Source organism: Streptomyces sp. AHU1, from assembly GCF_045343905.1.
Classification (GTDB): domain Bacteria; phylum Actinomycetota; class Actinomycetes; order Streptomycetales; family Streptomycetaceae; genus Streptomyces; species Streptomyces triticiradicis.
The window spans coordinates 2,002,359-2,020,803 of the sequence record NZ_CP174283.1; the positions used below are offsets into that span (position 1 = coordinate 2,002,359).

Sequence of the window (18,445 nt, forward strand, 5' to 3'; positions counted from 1 at the left end):
CGCTCAGTGCCAGGGCAGCTGCCCGCGCCGCTCCCAGTACGCCCGCGGCTCCTCCACCAGGACGGCGAGCCGGGACAGCTGGTCGTCGTCGAGGTCGACGACCGCCGCGTGCAGGTTCGAGGCGAGCTGGTTGACGGTGGCGGCCCCCGACAGCACGACACCGGCCCAGGGCTGCCGCAGGATCAGCGCGAGGGCGACCGCGTCGCAGCCCAGGGAGGTCTCCTGGGCGACGGCGCGCAGCGCCCCGGGCGCCTGCGGCCCGGCGAGCCGGCCGTTGGCCACGCCCTCCTTGACGATCACCGTGAGCCCGGCGTCGTGGGCCTCGGCGAGCGCCGGGGCGGCGGAGGTCTCCAGGACGTTGTACGTGGACTGGACGGTACGGAAGAGCGGCTCGCCGTCGACCGTGACGGCCAGCGCCGCCCGGATCGCCTCCGCCTGGGCGGGCCCGCTGGTGGAGAACCCGATCGACAGGCCGCCGGCGGCCGCCTCGGCGAGGGCCGCGTGCAGTTCCTTGTCGGTGAGGGCCGGACTGTCCGGGGTCACCGAGTGGATCTGGTAGAGGTCGAGCCGGTCGCCGAGCAGTTCCGCGGTCTCGGCGCGCTGCCGCTCGTACATGGCGAGGCCGTGGTCCTTGACCTCGTGCGCCTCGGCGTCGGTGCGCCAGTCGGCCGTGTACCTGTAGCCCCACTTGCTGCCGACGACGACGTCGTCGACGTCCGGGCGGCCGTTCAGCCAGTCGGCGAGGAACTCCTCGGAGCGGCCGTAGGAACGGGCCACGTCGAAGTAGCGCACGCCCTGGGCGTAGGCGGCCTCGAGGAGTTCATGGGTGCGCTCGCGCAGGGCGTCGACGCTGCGGTCGGCCGGGAGGTCCTCCTCGCGGCCGAGGTTGATGTAGCCGGGGCGCCCCACCGCGGCGAGCCCCAGGCCGAGGTGGGCGGTGGGAGTCGTGGCTGAGGCGAGACGTGCGAAGGGCATCGCGGCTCCGTTCGGTCGGCTCCTTTACGGCTCCCGGCCAACGTAACCCGCGACACCCTCCGTCGTACGGCACCCGCCCCGGACCGCGGACCGTGTCCGCTCGCCGGGGCCGGGGGCCGGCTACTTCTTCCGCTTGGCCGCCGCCCACGTCTGCTGCGCGGCGACGTCCGTCTTGACCTCGGCCAGCTGGACGGCGACGGCGCTCGGGGCCGTACCGCCGCGGCCGTCGCGGGAGGCGAGGGCACCGGGGACGTTCAGGACGGACCGCACCTCGGGCGTCAGGTGCGCCGAGATCTTCGCGAACTGCTCGTCGGTCAGCTGGTCCAGTTCCTTGCCGTCCGCCTCGGCGACCTTCACGCACTCACCGGCGACCTCGTGCGCGACGCGGAACGGCACGCCCTGCTTGACCAGCCACTCGGCGATGTCGGTGGCGAGCGAGAAACCGGCGGGGGCCAGCTCCTCCATGCGCTCGCGGTGGACGGTCAGCGTCGCCATCATGCCGGTGAAGGCGGGGAGCAGGACCTCCAGCTGGTCGCAGGAGTCGAAGACCGGCTCCTTGTCCTCCTGGAGATCGCGGTTGTACGCGAGGGGCAGCGCCTTGAGCGTGGCCATCAGCCCGGTCAGGTTGCCGATCAGACGGCCCGACTTGCCGCGCGCCAGCTCGGCGATGTCCGGGTTCTTCTTCTGCGGCATGATCGACGAGCCCGTGGAGAACGCGTCGTGGAGGGTGACGAAGGAGAACTCCTTCGTGTTCCAGATGATGACCTCCTCGGCGATCCGGGAGAGGTTAACGCCGATCATCGCGGTGACGAAGGCGAACTCCGCCACGAAGTCGCGGGAGGCCGTGCCGTCGATGGAGTTGGCGGAGCTGCCGTGCTCGAACCCGAGGTCCTTCGCCACCGCCTCCGGGTCCAGACCGAGGGAGGAGCCGGCCAGCGCGCCGGAGCCGTACGGCGAGACGGCCGTCCGCTCGTCCCACTGGCGCAGCCGCTCCGCGTCCCGGGACAGGGACTGGACGTGGGCCAGGACGTGGTGCGCGAACAGCACGGGCTGGGCGTGCTGGAGGTGGGTGCGCCCCGGCATCGCCACGTCCGGGTGGGCCTCCGCCAGACCGATCAGCGCCTCCTGGAGGTCGGCGATCAGGCCGCCGATGATCCGGGCGTGGTCGCGCAGGTACATCCGGAAGAGCGTGGCCACCTGGTCGTTGCGGGAGCGGCCGGCACGGAGCTTGCCGCCGAGGTCGGGCCCGAGGCGCTCCAGGAGGCCGCGTTCGAGAGCCGTGTGCACGTCCTCGTCGGCGATCGTGCCCGTGAAGGAGCCGTCGGCGACGTCCGCCTCCAGCCGGTCCAGGCCCTCGATCATGCGCGTGAGTTCGTCCTCGGTGAGCAGGCCCGCACCGTGCAGCACGCGCGCGTGGGCACGCGAGCCGGCGATGTCGTACGGCGCGAGGCGCCAGTCGAAGTGGACCGACGCGGACAGCTTGGCCAGGGCCTCGGCGGGACCGTCGGCGAACCGTCCGCCCCAGAGCCGGACGTCACCGCTGTTGCTGCTCACTTGCGTTACTCCTCGAAAGGTGTGGATGTGCCACCGCCTCCCCACGCGCGCGTGAGGAGGCGGCTGCCAGGCTAGTGCTCGGGAGGCTTCGAGGCGGGGGACACGACACGGCCCGCGCCAAGCCCCTTGCTGATTACGCCAGGTCCCGCTTGGCGGCGATCTTCGACGACAGGCTGTAGATGTCGATGAAGCCCTTGGCCGCGGCCTGGTCGAAGGTGTCGCCGGTGTCGTACGTGGCGAGGTCGAAGTCGTAGAGCGAGGTGTCGGAGCGCCGGCCCGTGACGACCGCGCGGCCGCCGTGCAGGGTCATCCGGATGTCGCCGTTGACGTGCTGGTTGGCCTCGTCGATGAAGCCGTCCAGGGCGCGCTTGAGCGGGGAGAACCACTGGCCGTCGTAGACCAGTTCGCCCCAGCGCTGCTCGACCTGCCGCTTGTAGCGGGCGAGTTCACGCTCGACGGTGACGTTCTCCAGCTCCTGGTGCGCGGTGATCAGCGCGATCGCGCCCGGGGCCTCGTACACCTCACGGGACTTGATGCCCACGAGCCGGTCCTCGACCATGTCGATCCGGCCGATGCCCTGGGCGCCGGCGCGCTCGTTGAGCTGCTGGACGGCCTGCAGGACGCTGACGGGCCTGCCGTCGATGGCGACCGGGACGCCCTGCTTGAAGGTGATGATCATCTCGTCGGCCTCGCGGTGCTCGGCCGGGTTCGAGGTGTACTCGTAGATGTCCTCGATCGGGGCGTTCCAGATGTCCTCCAGGAAGCCCGTCTCGACCGCGCGCCCGAAGACGTTCTGGTCGATGGAGTACGGGGACTTCTTGGTGGTGGCGATCGGGAGCTGCTTCTCCTCGCAGAAGGCGATCGCCTTGTCCCGGGTCATCGCGTAGTCGCGGACCGGGGCGATGCACTTGAGGTCGGGGGCGAGGGCGACGATGCCGGCCTCGAACCGCACCTGGTCGTTGCCCTTGCCGGTGCAGCCGTGGGCGACCGTGGTGGCGCCGTGCTTCTTCGCGGCGGCGACGAGGTGCTTGACGATCGTCGGCCGGGAGAGGGCGGAGACCAGCGGGTAGCGGTCCATGTAGAGGGCGTTGGCCTTGATCGCCGGGAGGCAGTACTCGTCGGCGAACTCGTCCTTGGCGTCGGCGACCTCGGCCTCGACGGCACCGCAGGCGATGGCCCGCTTGCGGATGACGTCCAGGTCCTCGCCTCCCTGGCCGACGTCGACCGCCACGGCGATGACCTCGGCGCCCGTCTCCTCGGCGATCCAGCCGATGGCGACGGAGGTGTCCAGACCGCCCGAGTAGGCGAGTACGACGCGCTCGGTCACGGGGTTCTCCTCACAGTGCATTCGCTGACATGCATGAGTATGCAGCACTCTGCATGATTCGTCAATCGCGGCCCGCCCCGCACGCCCGGCGAAGGAATCTTCACGGAGGGTTGAACACCCGAAACCGCTTTCGCGTATCTCCCGCTGAACGCAGGCGCCGCGTTCACGCACGGCAGGAACACGAACGATGGCCGACCAGCCGAACACCGGACGGCCGTCCGCCCCCGACCCGAGTGAGGATTCCGCATGTCCAGGGCTCTTCCGAAGTACAACAAGCGGCGCGTCGTGATGATCGGCGGAGCCTCCGCCGTGGTGCTGTCCGCGGCCGTGATCGCCGGCAGCGCCCTGGCGGGCGAGACGCACAACAACGCCCAGAACGCCACGACGAAGGCCGCCGCGAACACCATCACCTGCCCGGACGTCGCCTCGAAGCTGCCCGCGGTCCCCGCCTCCGCGAAGGCCGAGGTCGACCGCAACCTCGCCCTGCTCAACACCCAGATCGCCGAAGCCAACAAGCGACTGGCCGACACCGTCGGACAGGGCGGCCCCAACTTCGTCCAGAACGCGATCCTCGGCCCCCTCAAGGACAAGCGCGTCTCCACCATCGACCGCATCGCGATCTCCATCGGCCGCACCGCCGCCAAGCCGCAGGGACTGGACGCGCTCGCGCCCTGCGCCCTCGGCACGGGAGGCGCGGCCGCCGGCGGTGCGGGCGCCGCCACCACCGCGCCGAGCGCGCCGGCCGCCGCGCAGACGGGCGGGGCCGCCACCGCGGCGGGCACCATCACCTGCCCGGACGTCGCCTCGAAGCTGCCCGCGGTCCCCGCCTCCGCGAAGGCCGAGGTCGACCGCAACCTCGCCCTGCTCAACACCCAGATCGCCGAAGCCAACAAGCGGCTCGCCGACACCGTCGGACAGGGCGGCCCCAACTTCGTCCAGAACGCGATCCTCGGCCCCCTCAAGGACAAGCGCGTCTCCACCATCGACCGCATCGCGATCTCCATCGGCCGCACCGCCGCCAAGCCCACCGGACTGAACGCGCTCGCGGCCTGCACGCTCAACAAGTGACCTGACCGGTGATACGACCGCCCCGTCGACGCCGGCCGGGGCGGCCCACGGGTTCCGGCGGTGCCCCTGAACGACGCCGCCGGAACCCTTAACCCTTAGACAGGCGAAAGGTTTTCCCCGATAATCGTTAGACATGGGAAAGACCTATGAGCGCATCGACGGCCGCCTCCGCGCCTTCATCGAGGCACAGCCCCTCTTCTTCACCGCGACCGCGCCCCTGTCCGGGGACGGCACGGTCAACCTCTCCCCCAAAGGACTCACCGGTTCGTTCGCCGTCATCGACGAACTGACCGTGGCGTACCTGGACTTCGCCGGGAGCACCGCGGAGACGATCGCGCACCTGCGCGAGAACGGCCGGATCACCCTGATGTGGTGCGCCTTCCAGGGCCCGCCCAACATCGTCCGGGTGCACGGCCGCGGCGAGCCCGTCTTCCGCGACGACCCGCGTTTCAAGGAACTCCTCGCCCGTTTCCACGGCATCGACCCGACCGCCCACGGACTGCGCGCGATCATCGTCGTGACCGCCGAGCTCGTCCGCGACTCCTGCGGCTACGCGGTGCCCTTCATGACCTACGACGAGGACCGCGACCTGCACGGCAAGCGCTTCGCGCGCGAGGACGACGTCTCGCTGAGCGAGTACTTCACCAAGAAGGAGCACATCGCGACGAGCCTGGACGGACTTCCCGGACTGCCACTGCCGTTGCCCCCCAGTACGGTCTGAGCCAGGCCCCGCGAGACCACCGGCCACCACGACGCACCCGCGGCCGGGATCCGGCGGGAGGGGCCGTGCCGGTACATCGAATGCCCGCAGGCCGGACGGATCAGAACCCCCCTGCGCTTCACAGCGCCGCTGGGATCCGTCCGGATGCGGGCGGATGTACCGGCACGGCCCCGCCCCACCCACCGGAGCCGGGCCGGCGCTCAGGCCACTCTCAGGCCAGCGGAAGCGTGACCGTGAACGTGGTGGCTCCCGGACCGCTCTCCAGGGCGACCGTGCCGTCGTGCGCCTCGACCACGGCCGCCACGATCGACAGACCGAGCCCCGCCCCGCTGCCGGAGGCGTCGGCACGGCGCCGGTCCGCCCGGGTGAAGCGCTCGAAGACCCCCGGCCGGACGTCCTCGGGAACCCCGGGGCCGTCGTCGTGGACCCTCAGCACGGCGTCCTTCCCGTCGCGCTCCAGGGACACCGTCACCCGGGTCCCCGGGGGCGTGTGGACGCGGGCGTTGGCCAGCAGGTTGGCCGACACCTGCTGGAGCCGGTGGGCGTCGCCCGTCACCGTCACCGGCTCCTCCGCCAGCTCCAGCACCCAGCGATGACCGGGACCCGCCGCGCGGGCGTCGGTCACCGCGTCGAGGACGAGCCGGGTCAGGTCGACGGGCAGGCGTTCCAGGGGACGCCCCGCGTCCAGACGGGCCAGCAACAGCAGGTCGTCGACCATCTCGCCCATGCGCGCCGACTCGGCGGCGATCCGTTCGAGGGCCCGCGTCACCTTCGGCGGCACCGGGCCGGGGTGCAGCAGCGCGAGCTCGGCGTGGCCGCGGACCGAGGCGACCGGGGTGCGCAGCTCGTGGCTGGCGTCGGCGGCGAAGGTGCGCAGCCGTTCCTCGCTCGCGTGCCGCTTGGTGAGCGCGTCCTCGACATGGCCGAGCATGCGGTTGAAGGCACCGGCGACACGGCCCACCTCGCTGCGCGGGTCCGACGCGGGCGCCCGTGGGGGCAGTGCCACCTCACCGCTGGCGAGCGGGAGCTCGCTGACCCGGGTGGCGGTCGCGGCGACCCGGTTCAGCGGCCGCAGCGAGAAGCGCACCCACAGGGCCCCGGCGACCCCGGCGACCACGAGTGCCACGCCGAAGACCAGGGAGGCGACGAGTTCCAGGCGGTGGACGGCCGCCTCGACCGGCTCCGTGGGCAGCCCGGTGACCAGGACGTCACCGTCCTCGCCGGGCGTCGCCAGGACGCGGTAGTCGCCGAGACCCGAGAGGCACACGGTGTGGGCCCGGCCGTCCACCGGGACCGCGGCCAGGGCCGCCTCGTCGTGGGCGGTCGGATCCACGTTCCGGACGGCCGTGCCGGGGCCCGGCGGCACGACGGCGGCGTTGGTGACGTCCCCGCCGACCAGGCGCGCCCCGAACGTGCCGGTGCTCTGGCGCCGGATGTCGCCGTGTTCGTCGCCGTCGTGGTCGGACGGCTTGCCGGGCCGCGTCGTCGAACCGTGCTCCAGGCTCGCCGGGAACCGTGCCCCGGCTTCCTGGAGCTGCTGGTCGAGGCGGCCGGTCAGGAAGCCGTCCAGTTCGTAGACCGCGGCCAGGCCGACGGCCGCGCAGCTGACGGCCAGGAGCACCACGAGTCCGGCGGTGAGGCGGGCGCGCATCGTGCGGGGCCGTGGCAGCGCGCGCACTGCCGAGGCGACCCGGGCCCGCCGGCGCCCGGGTCCCTTCCCGTTCCCGTTCCGCGTGTCCGGCTTCACCGGCCCGCCGCGGGCTTGATGACGTACCCGGCGCCCCGGACCGTGTGGATCATCGGCTCCCGGCCCGCGTCGACCTTCTTGCGCAGGTAGGAGATGTAGAGCTCGACGACATGGGCCTGGCCCCCGAAGTCGTAGGACCAGACGCGGTCGAGGATCTGTGCCTTGCTGAGCACCCGGCGCGGGTTGCGCATGAGGAAGCGCAGCAGCTCGAACTCGGTCGGCGACAGCTCGACCAGGTCGCCGCCCCGGGTCACCTCCCGGGCCTCCTCGTCCATCGCCAGGTCCCCGACGACGAGCCGCGGGCCCTCGTCGATCCGGCGGGCCATACCGGCGCGGCGGAGCAGTCCGCGCAGCCGGGCGACGACCTCCTCCAGGCTGAAGGGCTTGGTGACGTAGTCGTCGCCGCCCGCCGTGATGCCGGCGATGCGGTCCTCCACCGCGTCCCGGGCGGTGAGGAAAAGGACGCAGACACCCGGCAGCACGGTGTGCAGATCGCGCAGCACGGCGAAGCCGTCGGTGTCCGGGAGCATCACGTCGAGGACGACGGCGTCGGGCAGCAGCTCGCGCGCCTCGGCCGCGGCCGCGGCGCCGTCGTGCGCGGTACGGACCTCCCAGCCCTCGTAGCGCAGCACGCCGGAGAGGACCTCGGCCAGGTCCGGGTCGTCGTCGACGACGAGGACGCGCACGGGGGTGCCGTCGGGCCGGGTGAGCGCGGGCGGCCGTCCGGCCCCACGGGACCGGCCGGCACCGGCACCCGCAGGCAGGGAAGCGCCGGGCTCCATGACTCGGGAAGCACCGGCACCCGTGGGCAGGGAAGCGCCCGGGTCCGCGGCTCGGGGAGTGCCTGGGGCTGGGGAGGGAGTGTTCATGTCGCCTTCCAGCATCACCCCTCCCGGCGGTCCCTCCCCTCCGCGCGGCCTCTGAGTTTCCTCTGAGTCGCCTCTGCGCGAGAACCCGCCGAGCAGCCCCCGTGCGAGACCCCGCTCTCAGTTTGCTGTGAGTCCGCCCGGAACGGGCTCGTTCAGAGCCGCCTCAGAGGTTCACGACGCACAGTTTGCTCCCGGACCGCAGGAAAGAAGGACGGACGGATGACCACGGTGTACGAGCGGGCGGACCCGCGCACGACACGAGGACGCGGGCGGCCCCGGCCCTCGCCCGCCGGACCGCTGCTCGCCCTGCTGTGGGCGGGAGCGGCCGGGGTCCTCGCCCTCTGGTGGGCCGACACCCGGTCGGTGGTGGGCCTGGCCGGCTGGCTGACGGACGCCGGGCGGATCGCCGGACTGCTGTGCGGCTACAGCTGCGCCGTCCTGGTGGCCCTGATGGCCCGGGTCCCGCTCCTGGAGCGGCGCGTCGGCTCCGACCGGGTGGCCCGCTGGCACGCGATGGCCGGCCGCTACACGGTCTGCCTGCTGGTCGCGCACGTCGCACTGATCCTGTTCGGCTACGCCGCGCAGGACGGGACGGGCGTCGTCCACGAGACGCTCAGCGTGGTCCTCGACTATCCGGACATGCTCAAGGCGACGACCGGCACGGTCATCCTGTTCGCCGTCGGGATCACCTCGGCACGGGCGGCCCGCCGCCGGATCAGCCACGAGTTCTGGTACTACGTGCACCTGCTGACGTACGCGGCGGTCTTCCTGGCCTTCTTCCACCAGGTCTCGCTCGGCTCCGACCTCGTCGGCAACGCGGCGGCCCGCGCGGCCTGGTACGCCCTCTACCTCGGTACGGCCGCGCTCGTCGCGTGGTTCCGGCTGCTCGCCCCGGTGCGGCTCAACCGGCGCCACAAGCTGCGCGTCCAGTCCGTGCACCGGGAGGCCCCCGGGGTCTTCTCCGTCGTGGTCCGCGGGGAGCGCCTGGACGAACTGGACGCGCGGGCGGGCCAGTTCTTCCGCTGGCGGTTCCTCGCGGACGGGATGCGATGGACCTCGACGCCGTACTCCCTCTCCGCGCCGCCCCGGCCGGACCTGATGCGGATCACGGTGAAGGCGCTCGGCGACCACAGCGCGGCCGTCGGGACGCTGCGTCCCGGCACCCGGGTGTGGGCGGAGGGCCCCTACGGCTCGCTGACCGCAGACCGCAGCAGTACCTCGAAGGCCCTGCTCGTCGCGGGCGGCGTCGGCATCACACCGCTGCGCGCCCTGTTCGAGACCCTGCCCGGCCGGGTCACGCTCCTCTACCGGGCGCGCACGGCCGAGGACCTGGCGCTGGGCGGCGAGCTGGAGGACATCGCGCGGTGGCGCGGGGCCCGCGTCCTGTACGCGCTCAACGCCGCCGACGGCACCCGCCCGCGGTTCACCGCCGAGTCGCTGCGCGAGGCCGTGCCGGACGTCGCCGAGCACGACGTCTATCTCTGCGGTCCCCCCGCGATGGCCCGGGACCTGTACGGGGCGCTGCGCGCAGCGGGCGTCCCCGACCGCCGTATCCACCACGAGTCGTTCGAGCTGTGAGGCCGCCGTGCACGCCCTGAAGAAGAACCGTCCGCTGCGCCGGGTGACGCTGGCGGCCGCCGCCACGGTCACCGGTTTCGTCCTGCTGCTCTCGCTGAAGCCGCACACGCCGCCGACGCCCGCCGAGGCCTCCTCGTCCGTGGGCCACTCCTCCACCGCGTCCCCGGGCGACTCGTCCGGGGGCTCGAAGAGCACGGGTACCAGGACCGTCACCGGCGATTCGGTGCAGACCCGTTGGGGCCCGGTCCAGGTGCGGATCACGCTGAAGGACGGCAAGATCACCGAGTCCGCCGCGGTCGTCTATCCTTCGGACAATCCCAGGGACCAGGAGATCAACGGTTACGCGATTCCCCAGCTCAGGCGCGAGACACTGGCCGCGCAGAGTGCTCGGATCGACTCGGTGTCCGGAGCGACCTACACCAGCGACGGATACAAGCAGTCACTCCAGTCGGCACTCGACTCGGCAGGCTTCTGAACACACGGGCGTCGTGGACCGTATCTCTGGGCCAGGGGGCCACTCCCCTCACCCCGTCTCTCCAGGACGAACACGGAGGAACCGTGTCCACGATCGCCGGTGGTCGCGCCGCGCGGCGCCAGACCATGCGCCGAATCCGCCCTCGCCGCTCGCCCGCCGTCCCGCTGTTGATCGCCGTCTGGGCCGGCGCCGCCGCCGTCCTGTGGCTGTGGTGGAACAACACCCCGTCCATCGCGGACAACAACGGCAGGATCCTCAACGCCGGGCGCATCACCGGGCTGCTCGCCGGCTATCTGATGGCCCTCGTGGTGCTGCAGATGGCCCGCGTCCCCGCCCTTGAACGCCGGGTGGGATCGGACCGGGTGGCGCGCTGGCACGCGATGACCGGCCGCTACACCATCTGCATGGTCCTCGCCCACCTCTTCCTGACGATGTGGGGCTACGCCCTGCAGTCCGGCAAGGGGCTCGGCGGGATCGTGCAGCAGACCGTCGACTCGGTCAACCAGCTGCCCGACATGGGCAAAGCGGCGATCGGCACGGGTCTGCTCGTGCTGATCGGGTTCATCTCCGTCGGCTGGCTGCGCCGGCTGATCCCGTACGACACCTGGTACCACGTCCACCTGCTGACGTACGCCGCGGTGTTCCTGACGTTCTGGCACCAGCTGTCCACCGGCAACGACTTCGCGGTGGAACCCGTCGCCAAGACCGTCTGGTACGGGCTCTACGGATCGGTGACCGCGCTGGTCCTGTGGTACCGAATCCTTTCTCCGATCCGGCTGAACCTGAAGCACCGGATGCGGGTCCAGGCGGTCATCGAGGAGACGCCCGGCATCGTGTCGGTGCTGATCAGCGGACGCAAGCTGCACCGGATGGGCGCGGAGGCGGGGCAGTTCTTCCGCTGGCGCTTCCTGGCGCCCGGGATGCGCTTCAGCTCCCACCCGTACTCGCTCTCGGCGTCGCCCCGGCCCAACATGCTGCGCATCACCGTGAAGGCGATCGGCGACCACAGCGCCGCCCTGCGGGAGCTGGCGCCGGGCACCCGGGTCTGGGCCGAGGGCCCCTACGGCGCCCTGACCGCCGACAAGCGCAGCCGCGGCAAGGTGCTCCTGGTGGCGGGCGGCGTCGGCATCACCCCGATGCGGACGCTGTTCGAGACCCTTCCCGGCGCGTCGGGCGACCTCACGCTGCTCTACCGGGCCAACACCACCCAGGACCTGGCCCTGTGGGACGAACTGGCCGCCATCTCCAAGGAGCGCGGGGCGCGGCTGATGTACGCGGTGAACAGCCCCGAGGGCGAACGTCCGGACATCTCGGCGGACTCCCTGCGCCGCAAGCTGCCCGATATAGAGGACCACGACGTGTTCATGTGCGGGCCGCCCGGCTTCGCCCAGGAGGTGTACGCGGCACTGCGCGGCGCGGGCGTCCCCGCCCGCCGCATCCATCACGAGTCGTTCGAGATGTGAGCGACGGGAGTCAGGAACGATGAAGAAGAATCACCCCATCCGACGGTTCATGCTGGCGAGCGCCGCCACCGTGTCCGGAGTAGTGCTGCTGCTGGCGCTCAAGCCGGCCTCCGACCCGGCCGCCGCCTCGGCGCAGGCCGGTGCCGTGCCCCAGCAGACGGCGGCCGCCCAGGGGGCGGCTCAGGGCGGCGCCGCCGAGCAGGCGGGCGCCGGCACCGTCCTCGGTGACGTGGTGCGGACCGAGTACGGTCCGGTCCAGGTGCGGCTCACCATGAGCGGCGGCAAGATCACCAAGGCCGAGGCGGTCCAGGCGCCCGCGGGCGGGACCAGCTCGCAGAAGACCGAACTCTCGGTGCCCAAACTCAACCAGGAGGCCGTCGCGGCGGGCAGCGCCGACATCGACAGCGTCTCCGGCGCCACCTACACCAGCGAGGGCTACAAGAAGTCCCTGCAGTCCGCCCTGGACAAGGCGAAGACCGCGGGCGGCGGCGCGTCGGACTCCTCGGGCTCCCCGGGCAAGGCCTCCGCGGCACCGGCCGCGCAGGCACGCGTCGTGACCGGGGCCGTGTCCAACACCCAGTACGGCCCGGTCCAGGTCCGGCTCACGCTCGACGGCAAGAAGATCACCAAGGCCGAGGCGGTCCAGGCGCCCGCGGGCGGGACCAGCTCGCAGAAGACCGAACTCTCGGTGCCCAAACTCAACCAGGAGGCCGTCGCGGCGGGCAGCGCCGACATCGACAGCGTCTCCGGCGCCACCTACACCAGCGAGGGCTACAAGAAGTCCCTGCAGTCCGCCCTGGACAAGGCCGGTGTCTGAGCCCGCCGGGGACGCACCGCAGGAGCTGCGCCACGCCGAAGAAGTGATGGGCACGGTCTTCTCCTTCGACGTGCGCGGCGGCGAACCCGGGGCCGTGCGCACGGCGTTGGAGGAGGCGGTCGCCCGACTCCACCGCGTGGACGAGGTGTTCAGCACCTACCGCGAGGACAGCCAGATCTCGCGGCTCGTCCGCGGGGAGATCACCGTCGAGGAGTGCGACCCGGAGGTCGCCGAGGTCCTCGAACTGGGCGCCGAGGCGGAACGGGTCAGCGACGGCTGGTTCAGCACGCGCTACGAGGGGCGGCTCGACCCCACGGGGATCGTCAAGGGCTGGGCGGCGGAACGCGCGGCCCTGCATCTCGCCGCGGCCGGGGCGAGCGGGGTGAGCGTCAACGGCGGCGGTGACGTCCAGCTGCTCGGCGTCCCCGGACCGCACCGCCCCTGGCGGGTGGGCGTGTCCGACCCGCTCCGCCCGGGCACGCTCGCCGCGGTGATCTCCGCGGCCGGTGCCGACGAGCTGGCCGTCGCGACCTCGGGCACCGCCGAACGCGGCGCCCACATCGTCGACCCGCGCACCGGGAGGTCCGCGGTCACCGACCTGGTGGCCGTGACCGTGGTGGGCCCCCGGCTGACCTGGGCGGACGCCTGGGCCACCGCGGCCTTCGCGATGGGCTCGCGGGCGGGCCTGGACTGGCTGGAGTCGCTCCCGGACGTGGAGGCGCTGCTCATCACGGCGGGCAACGAGGTCAGGTGCACGGGAGGCCTCGCCCGGCGCCTGGGCTGACCCCCGGCGCCCGAACCCGTGCCGGACGACGACGGTGGAGGCGCACCCCGGAGCGGGATGCGCCTCCACCGTCGTACGTCACTCAGTGATCGTTCTGGGCCAGCCGCAGCAGATGGTCGGCCAGCGCCTGGCCGCCCGTCGCGTCGCGGCTGATCAGCATCAGGGTGTCGTCCCCCGCGATCGTGCCCAGGACATCGTGCAGCTCGGCCTGGTCGATCGCCGAGGCGAGGAACTGCGCGGCCCCGGGCGGGGTGCGCAGGACCACGAGATTGGCCGAGGCCTCCGCGGAGATCAGCAGCTCCGCGGAGAGCCTGCGCATCCGCTCCTCCTTCGCCGACTCCCCCAGCGGCGCGCGCGGGGTGCGGAACCCGCCCTCGCTCGGCACCGCGTAGATGAGGTCGCCGTCGTTGTTGCGGATCTTCACCGCGTTCAGCTCGTCGAGGTCCCGGGAGAGCGTCGCCTGGGTGACGTTCAGTCCGTCGTCGGCGAGGAGCTTCGCCAACTGGCTCTGCGAGCGCACCGGTTGCCGGTTGAGGATGTCCACGATCCGGCGGTGGCGTGCGGTACGGGTCTGCGGCACCGCGGGCCCCGCGTGCTCGTGGTCCTGCGCCTGACTCATCGTCTTCGTCCCATTTCCCGGGATCACCCGTCCCCGTTGACTGCGTCGAGGATGCCGGGAAGGGCCCGGAGGAAGGCGTCCACCTCGTCGTCGCCGAGGTTCAGCGGCGGCATCAGCCGTACGACATCGGGGGCGGGCGCGTTCACCAGGAGACCGGCGTCCTGAGCCGCCTTCTGCACCTGGGGCGCGAGCGGCTCGGTGAGCACGATACCCAGGAGCAGCCCCGCGCCCCGGACGTGGTCGATCAACGGATGGCCGGAACCGTCACCGAGCCCCTCGATCCCCTCCCGCAGCTTCTCGCCGGCGCGCTTGACGTTCTCCAGGAGTCCCTCGGACGCGATCGTGTCGAGCACGGCGAGTCCGGCGGCGCAGACGACCGGATTGCCGCCGAAGGTCGTTCCGTGGTGGCCCGGCTCCAGCAGTGCGGCGGCACGGCCGAAGGCGACGGTGGCACCGAGCGGCAGTCCGCCGCCGAGGCCCTTGGCGAGCGTGACGACGTCGGGCAGGACGCCCTCGTGGGCCTGGTACTCGAACCAGTGGCCGGTGCGGCCGATGCCGGTCTGCACCTCGTCCAGGACGAGCAGGGCGCCGTGGGCCGCGGTGATGGCGCGCGCCGCCTTCAGATAGCCGGGGGGCGGTACGACCACGCCCTTCTCGCCCTGGATCGGCTCGATGATCACCAGCGCGGTGTCCTCGGTGACCGCCTGGGCGAGGGCCTGCGCGTCGCCGTACGGGACGTGCGTGACGTCGCCGGGCAGGGGCAGGAAGGGCTCCCGCTTGCCGGACTGGCCGGTGAGCGCGAGGGCGCCCATGGTCCGCCCGTGGAAGCCGCCGGTGGTGGCGACCATGTGGGTCCGGCCGGTCAGCCGGCCGATCTTGAACGCGGCCTCGTTGGCCTCGGCTCCCGAGTTGCAGAAGTACACCCGGCCCTCGCGGCCGAAGAGCTGCAGCAGCCGTTCGGCGAGGGCGACGGGCGGTTCGGCGACGAAGAGGTTGGAGACATGGGCGAGGGTGCCGATCTGCCGGCTCACCGCCTCGACGATCGCGGGGTGGCCGTGGCCGAGGGCGTTGACCGCGATGCCGCCGACGAAGTCGAGGTACTCGTTGCCGTCGGCGTCCCAGAGCTTGGTTCCGGCACCGCGGACGAGCGGCAGCCGCGGGGTGCCGTAGTTGTCCATGAGCGCACCCTGCCAGCGCCGGGTGAGCTCCTCGTTCGTCGTGCTGCCGGTCATTGCTCGTCCCCCGTTTCCTCGTCGTCCGGCACGACCATCGTGCCGATGCCTTCGTCGGTGAAGATCTCCAGCAGGATCGAGTGCTGGACCCGGCCGTCGATGACACGGGCGGTGGTGACGCCGTTGCGCACGGCGTGCAGACACCCCTCCATCTTCGGCACCATGCCGCTGGCCAGCTCGGGAAGCAGCTTCTCCAGCTGGGAGGCGGTGAGGCGGCTGATCACCTCGTCGCTGTTCGGCCAGTCCTCGTAGAGGCCCTCGACGTCCGTGAGGACCATGAGGGTCTCGGCGTCCAGCGCGGCAGCGAGTGCCGCAGCCGCCGTATCAGCATTGACGTTGTAGACATGTCCGTCGTCCTGGCTCCGGGCGATCGAGGAGACGACCGGGATGCGGCCGTCGGCGAGCAGGGCCTCGATCGCGCCCGTGTCGATCGCGGTGATCTCGCCCACCCGCCCGATGTCGACCAGTTCCCCGTCGATCCTGGGCCGGTGCTTGGTGGCGGTGATGGTGTGCGCGTCCTCGCCGGTGAGACCGACGGCGAGCGGTCCGTGCTCGTTGAGGAGTCCGACCAGCTCGCGCTGGACCTGGCCGGCCAGCACCATGCGGACGACGTCCATCGCGTCCTCGGTGGTGACGCGCAGGCCCGCCTTGAACTCGCTGACGATGCCGTGCCGGTCGAGGGCCGCGTTGATCTGGGGACCGCCGCCGTGCACGACGACCGGCCGGAGGCCCGCGTGGTGCAGGAAGACGATGTCCTGGGCGAAGGCGGCCTTCAGCTCGGCGTCGATCATCGCGTTGCCGCCGAACTTGACGACGACGGTCTTTCCGCGGTGCCGGGTCAGCCAGGGCAGCGCCTCGATGAGGATCTGCGCCTTGGGCAGCGCGGTGTGCCTGCGGGTCGGATTCGTCGGATTGCTCATGAGGAGTACGCGCTGTTCTCGTGGACGTAGTCGGCGGTGAGGTCGTTGGTCCAGATCGTGGCGGTCGCGTCGCCCGCGGCAAGATCGGCGACGACGTGGACCTCGCGGAAGCGCATGTCGACGAGTTCGCGGTCCTCGCCGACCCCGCCGTTCTTGCAGACCCAGACGCCGTTGATGGCGACGTTGAGCCGGTCGGGCTCGAAGGCGGCGGAGGTGGTGCCGATCGCGGACAGGACGCGGCCCCAGTTGGGGTCCTCGCCGTGGATCGCGCACTTGAGGAGGTTGTTGCGGGCGATGGAGCGGCCCACCTCGACGGCGTCGTCCTCGGTCGCGGCGTTGATCACCTCGACCTTGATGTCCTTGCTCGCGCCCTCGGCGTCCCGGATGAGCTGCTGGCCCAGGTCGTCGCAGACCGCGCGGACCGCCTCGGCGAACTCCGCCTGGTCCGGGGTGACTCCGCCGGCCCCGGAGGCGAGCAGCAGCACGGTGTCGTTGGTGGACATGCAGCCGTCGGAGTCGACGCGGTCGAAGGTGGTGCGGGTGGCCGCGCGCAGCGCCCGGTCCAGGTCCGCGCCGTCCACGTCCGCGTCGGTGGTGAGCACGACGAGCATGGTGGCCAGGCCCGGCGCGAGCATGCCGGCGCCCTTGGCCATGCCGCCCACCGTCCAGCCGTCCTTGGTGACGACGGCCGTCTTGTGCACGGTGTCGGTCGTCTTGATGGCGATGGCGGCCTTCTCGCCGCCGTGCGCGCTCAGTTGGGCGACGGCCAGGTCGACGCCCGGGAGCAGCTTGTCCATCGGCAGCAGCACGCCGATGAGGCCGGTCGAGCACACGGCGACGCTGCCCGCGCCGATGTCGCCGAGCGCCTCGGCGACCTTCTCGGCGGTGGCGTGGGTGTCCTGGAAGCCCTTGGGTCCCGTACAGGCGTTGGCGCCGCCCGAGTTGAGGACGACGGCGTTCAACTCGCCGCTCTTGAGGACCTGCTGCGACCACAGGACCGGCGCGGCCTTCACGCGGTTGGAGGTGAAGACGCCCGCGGCGGCGCGGCGGGGCCCGGTGTTGACCACGAGGGCCAGGTCCGGGTTGCCGTTCTCCTTGATCCCGGCGGCGACCCCGGCCGCGGTGAATCCCTGTGCTGCCGTGACGCTCACGGTGCGACTCCGATCGTGGAAAGCCCCAGGTCCTCGGGGAGGCCGAGGGCGAGGTTCATGCTCTGGACGGCACCGCCCGCGGTGCCCTTGGCGAGGTTGTCGATGGCACTGATCGCGATGATGCGGTGCGCGGCGGCGTCGTACGCGACCTGGACCTGAACGGCGTTGGAACCGTAGACGGACGCCGTGGCCGGCCACTGCCCCTCGGGCAGGAGGTGGACGAAGGGCTCGTCGGCGAAGGCCTTCTCGTAGGCGGCCCGGACGGACTCGGCGGTGGCCCCCGGCTTCGCCTTGGCGCTGCAGGTGGCGAGGATGCCGCGGGGCATCGGCGCGAGGGTGGGCGTGAAGGAGACGGTGACGGGCTCCCCGGCGGCGGCGGAGAGGTTCTGGATCATCTCCGGGGTGTGCCGGTGGACGCCGCCGACGCCGTACGGGGTCATCGACCCCATGACCTCGCTGCCGAGCAGGTGCGCCTTGGGGGCCTTGCCGGCACCCGAGGTGCCGGAGGCGGCGACGATCACGGCCTCGGCCTCGGCCAGCCCCGCCGCGTACGCGGGGAAGAGGGCCAGCGAGGCGGCCGTCGGGTAGCAACCGGGTACCGCGATGCGCTTGGACCCCTCCAGCGCGGCGCGGGCACCCGGCAGTTCGGGGAGGCCGTAGGGCCAGGTCCCGGCGTGGGGGGAGCCGTAGAACCGCTCCCAGTCGGCCGGGTCCTTCAGCCGGAAGTCGGCCCCCATGTCGACCACGAGGACCTCGGGACCGAGCTGCTCGGCGACCTCGGCGGACTGCCCGTGGGGCAACGCGAGGAACACGACGTCGTGGCCGCGCAGCGCCTCGGCGGTGGTCTCGGTGAGGACGCGGTCCGCCAGCGGGAGCAGATGGGGCTGGAGCTCGCCGAGCCTGCGGCCCGCGTTGGAGTTGCCGGTCAGGGTGCCGATCTCGATCTCGGGGTGCGTCAGGAGCAGGCGCAGCAGTTCCCCGCCCGCGTACCCACTCGCTCCCGCCACCGCCGCACGCATCGTCATGGAACCCTCCTCTTGGATGGCATGACTATACGTTTCGATGCACGTTTATGCAATCCTCCTCGATCGGCCGCCTCGGGCTCCTGAGGCTCAACGCTTCCAGGCGGCGAGTGAGCCGTCGAG

Annotated in this window: 17 protein-coding genes; 7 read left to right on the plus strand and 10 right to left on the minus strand. The window is 71.9% G+C overall.

Annotated elements, in window-relative coordinates; all coding sequences use genetic code 11:
• Positions 1 to 3: 3 nt before the first annotated feature.
• The 3 genes from ACICHK_RS09190 to ACICHK_RS09200 form a co-directional block, all read right to left on the minus strand.
• Complete coding sequence (locus ACICHK_RS09190; RefSeq protein WP_406836514.1) at positions 4 to 975, minus strand: aldo/keto reductase; 972 nt, start codon at positions 973 to 975, stop codon at positions 4 to 6.
• Positions 976 to 1,095: 120 nt separating this feature from the next.
• Complete coding sequence (argH, locus tag ACICHK_RS09195) at positions 1,096 to 2,529, minus strand: argininosuccinate lyase (RefSeq protein ID WP_151468414.1); 1,434 nt, start codon at positions 2,527 to 2,529, stop codon at positions 1,096 to 1,098.
• Positions 2,530 to 2,662: 133 nt separating this feature from the next.
• Positions 2,663 to 3,856 carry an argininosuccinate synthase gene (locus tag ACICHK_RS09200; protein WP_406836515.1) on the minus strand — a complete coding sequence of 398 codons (1,194 nt, stop codon included), beginning with the start codon at positions 3,854 to 3,856 and terminating at the stop codon, positions 2,663 to 2,665.
• Positions 3,857 to 4,102: 246 nt separating this feature from the next.
• Between ACICHK_RS09200 and ACICHK_RS09205 the strand changes: the two genes are divergently transcribed.
• Both ACICHK_RS09205 and ACICHK_RS09210 read left to right on the plus strand, forming a co-directional pair.
• Entirely contained in the window at positions 4,103 to 4,924 is an 822-nt protein-coding gene (locus ACICHK_RS09205) for a hypothetical protein (protein WP_406836516.1), read from the plus strand.
• Between the two features lie 133 nt (positions 4,925 to 5,057).
• Complete coding sequence (locus ACICHK_RS09210; protein ID WP_406836517.1) at positions 5,058 to 5,645, plus strand: pyridoxamine 5'-phosphate oxidase family protein; 588 nt, start codon at positions 5,058 to 5,060, stop codon at positions 5,643 to 5,645.
• Between the two features lie 211 nt (positions 5,646 to 5,856).
• On the opposite strand, the gene ACICHK_RS09215 is transcribed toward ACICHK_RS09210, so the two are convergent.
• Together ACICHK_RS09215 and ACICHK_RS09220 are read right to left on the minus strand one after the other, a co-directional pair.
• Positions 5,857 to 7,296, minus strand: coding sequence for a sensor histidine kinase (locus ACICHK_RS09215; protein WP_406836518.1), 1,440 nt, complete (start codon positions 7,294 to 7,296; stop codon positions 5,857 to 5,859).
• 92 nt (positions 7,297 to 7,388) lie between these two features.
• Positions 7,389 to 8,174, minus strand: coding sequence for a response regulator transcription factor (locus ACICHK_RS09220; protein WP_406836519.1), 786 nt, complete (start codon positions 8,172 to 8,174; stop codon positions 7,389 to 7,391).
• Between the two features lie 306 nt (positions 8,175 to 8,480).
• Between ACICHK_RS09220 and ACICHK_RS09225 the strand changes: the two genes are divergently transcribed.
• The 5 genes from ACICHK_RS09225 to ACICHK_RS09245 all read left to right on the plus strand — a co-directional run bounded on the left by ACICHK_RS09225 (position 8,481) and on the right by ACICHK_RS09245 (position 13,378).
• Positions 8,481 to 9,839 (plus strand): ferric reductase-like transmembrane domain-containing protein, encoded by a 1,359-nt coding sequence (locus tag ACICHK_RS09225; RefSeq protein ID WP_406836520.1) that lies wholly within the window; start codon positions 8,481 to 8,483, stop codon positions 9,837 to 9,839.
• Between the two features lie 7 nt (positions 9,840 to 9,846).
• Entirely contained in the window at positions 9,847 to 10,314 is a 468-nt protein-coding gene (locus ACICHK_RS09230) for an FMN-binding protein (RefSeq protein ID WP_406836521.1), read from the plus strand.
• Positions 10,315 to 10,439: 125 nt separating this feature from the next.
• A complete protein-coding gene (locus tag ACICHK_RS09235) occupies positions 10,440 to 11,777 on the plus strand; it encodes a ferric reductase-like transmembrane domain-containing protein (protein WP_406841181.1) in 1,338 nt (445 codons plus the stop codon).
• A 19-nt stretch (positions 11,778 to 11,796) separates the two neighbouring features.
• A complete protein-coding gene (locus tag ACICHK_RS09240) occupies positions 11,797 to 12,594 on the plus strand; it encodes an FMN-binding protein (protein ID WP_406836522.1) in 798 nt (265 codons plus the stop codon).
• Between the two features lie 46 nt (positions 12,595 to 12,640).
• On the plus strand, positions 12,641 to 13,378 hold the full coding sequence (locus tag ACICHK_RS09245; RefSeq protein WP_404818452.1) for an FAD:protein FMN transferase: 738 nt from the start codon (positions 12,641 to 12,643) through the stop codon (positions 13,376 to 13,378).
• An 82-nt stretch (positions 13,379 to 13,460) separates the two neighbouring features.
• On the opposite strand, the gene ACICHK_RS09250 is transcribed toward ACICHK_RS09245, so the two are convergent.
• Genes ACICHK_RS09250 through argC form a run of 5 tightly spaced genes read right to left on the minus strand, consistent with a single transcriptional unit; the run spans position 13,461 to position 18,325 of the window.
• Complete coding sequence (locus ACICHK_RS09250; RefSeq protein ID WP_151468406.1) at positions 13,461 to 13,997, minus strand: arginine repressor; 537 nt, start codon at positions 13,995 to 13,997, stop codon at positions 13,461 to 13,463.
• A 23-nt stretch (positions 13,998 to 14,020) separates the two neighbouring features.
• Positions 14,021 to 15,229: an acetylornithine transaminase gene (locus ACICHK_RS09255; RefSeq protein WP_406836523.1), complete on the minus strand. Its 1,209-nt coding sequence runs from the start codon at positions 15,227 to 15,229 to the stop codon at positions 14,021 to 14,023.
• The gene (gene argB, locus ACICHK_RS09260; RefSeq protein WP_406836524.1) at positions 15,226 to 16,149 is read right to left on the minus strand and encodes an acetylglutamate kinase; all 924 of its coding nucleotides are present in this window, start codon (positions 16,147 to 16,149) and stop codon (positions 15,226 to 15,228) included. The genes ACICHK_RS09255 and argB overlap by 4 nt, the downstream gene beginning before the upstream one ends.
• On the minus strand, positions 16,146 to 17,300 hold the full coding sequence (gene argJ / locus ACICHK_RS09265) for a bifunctional glutamate N-acetyltransferase/amino-acid acetyltransferase ArgJ (protein WP_406836525.1): 1,155 nt from the start codon (positions 17,298 to 17,300) through the stop codon (positions 16,146 to 16,148). Before argJ ends, argB begins: the two co-directional genes overlap by 4 nt.
• Positions 17,297 to 18,325: an N-acetyl-gamma-glutamyl-phosphate reductase gene (gene argC / locus ACICHK_RS09270; RefSeq protein WP_406836526.1), complete on the minus strand. Its 1,029-nt coding sequence runs from the start codon at positions 18,323 to 18,325 to the stop codon at positions 17,297 to 17,299. Before argC ends, argJ begins: the two co-directional genes overlap by 4 nt.
• Positions 18,326 to 18,445 lie beyond the last annotated feature (120 nt).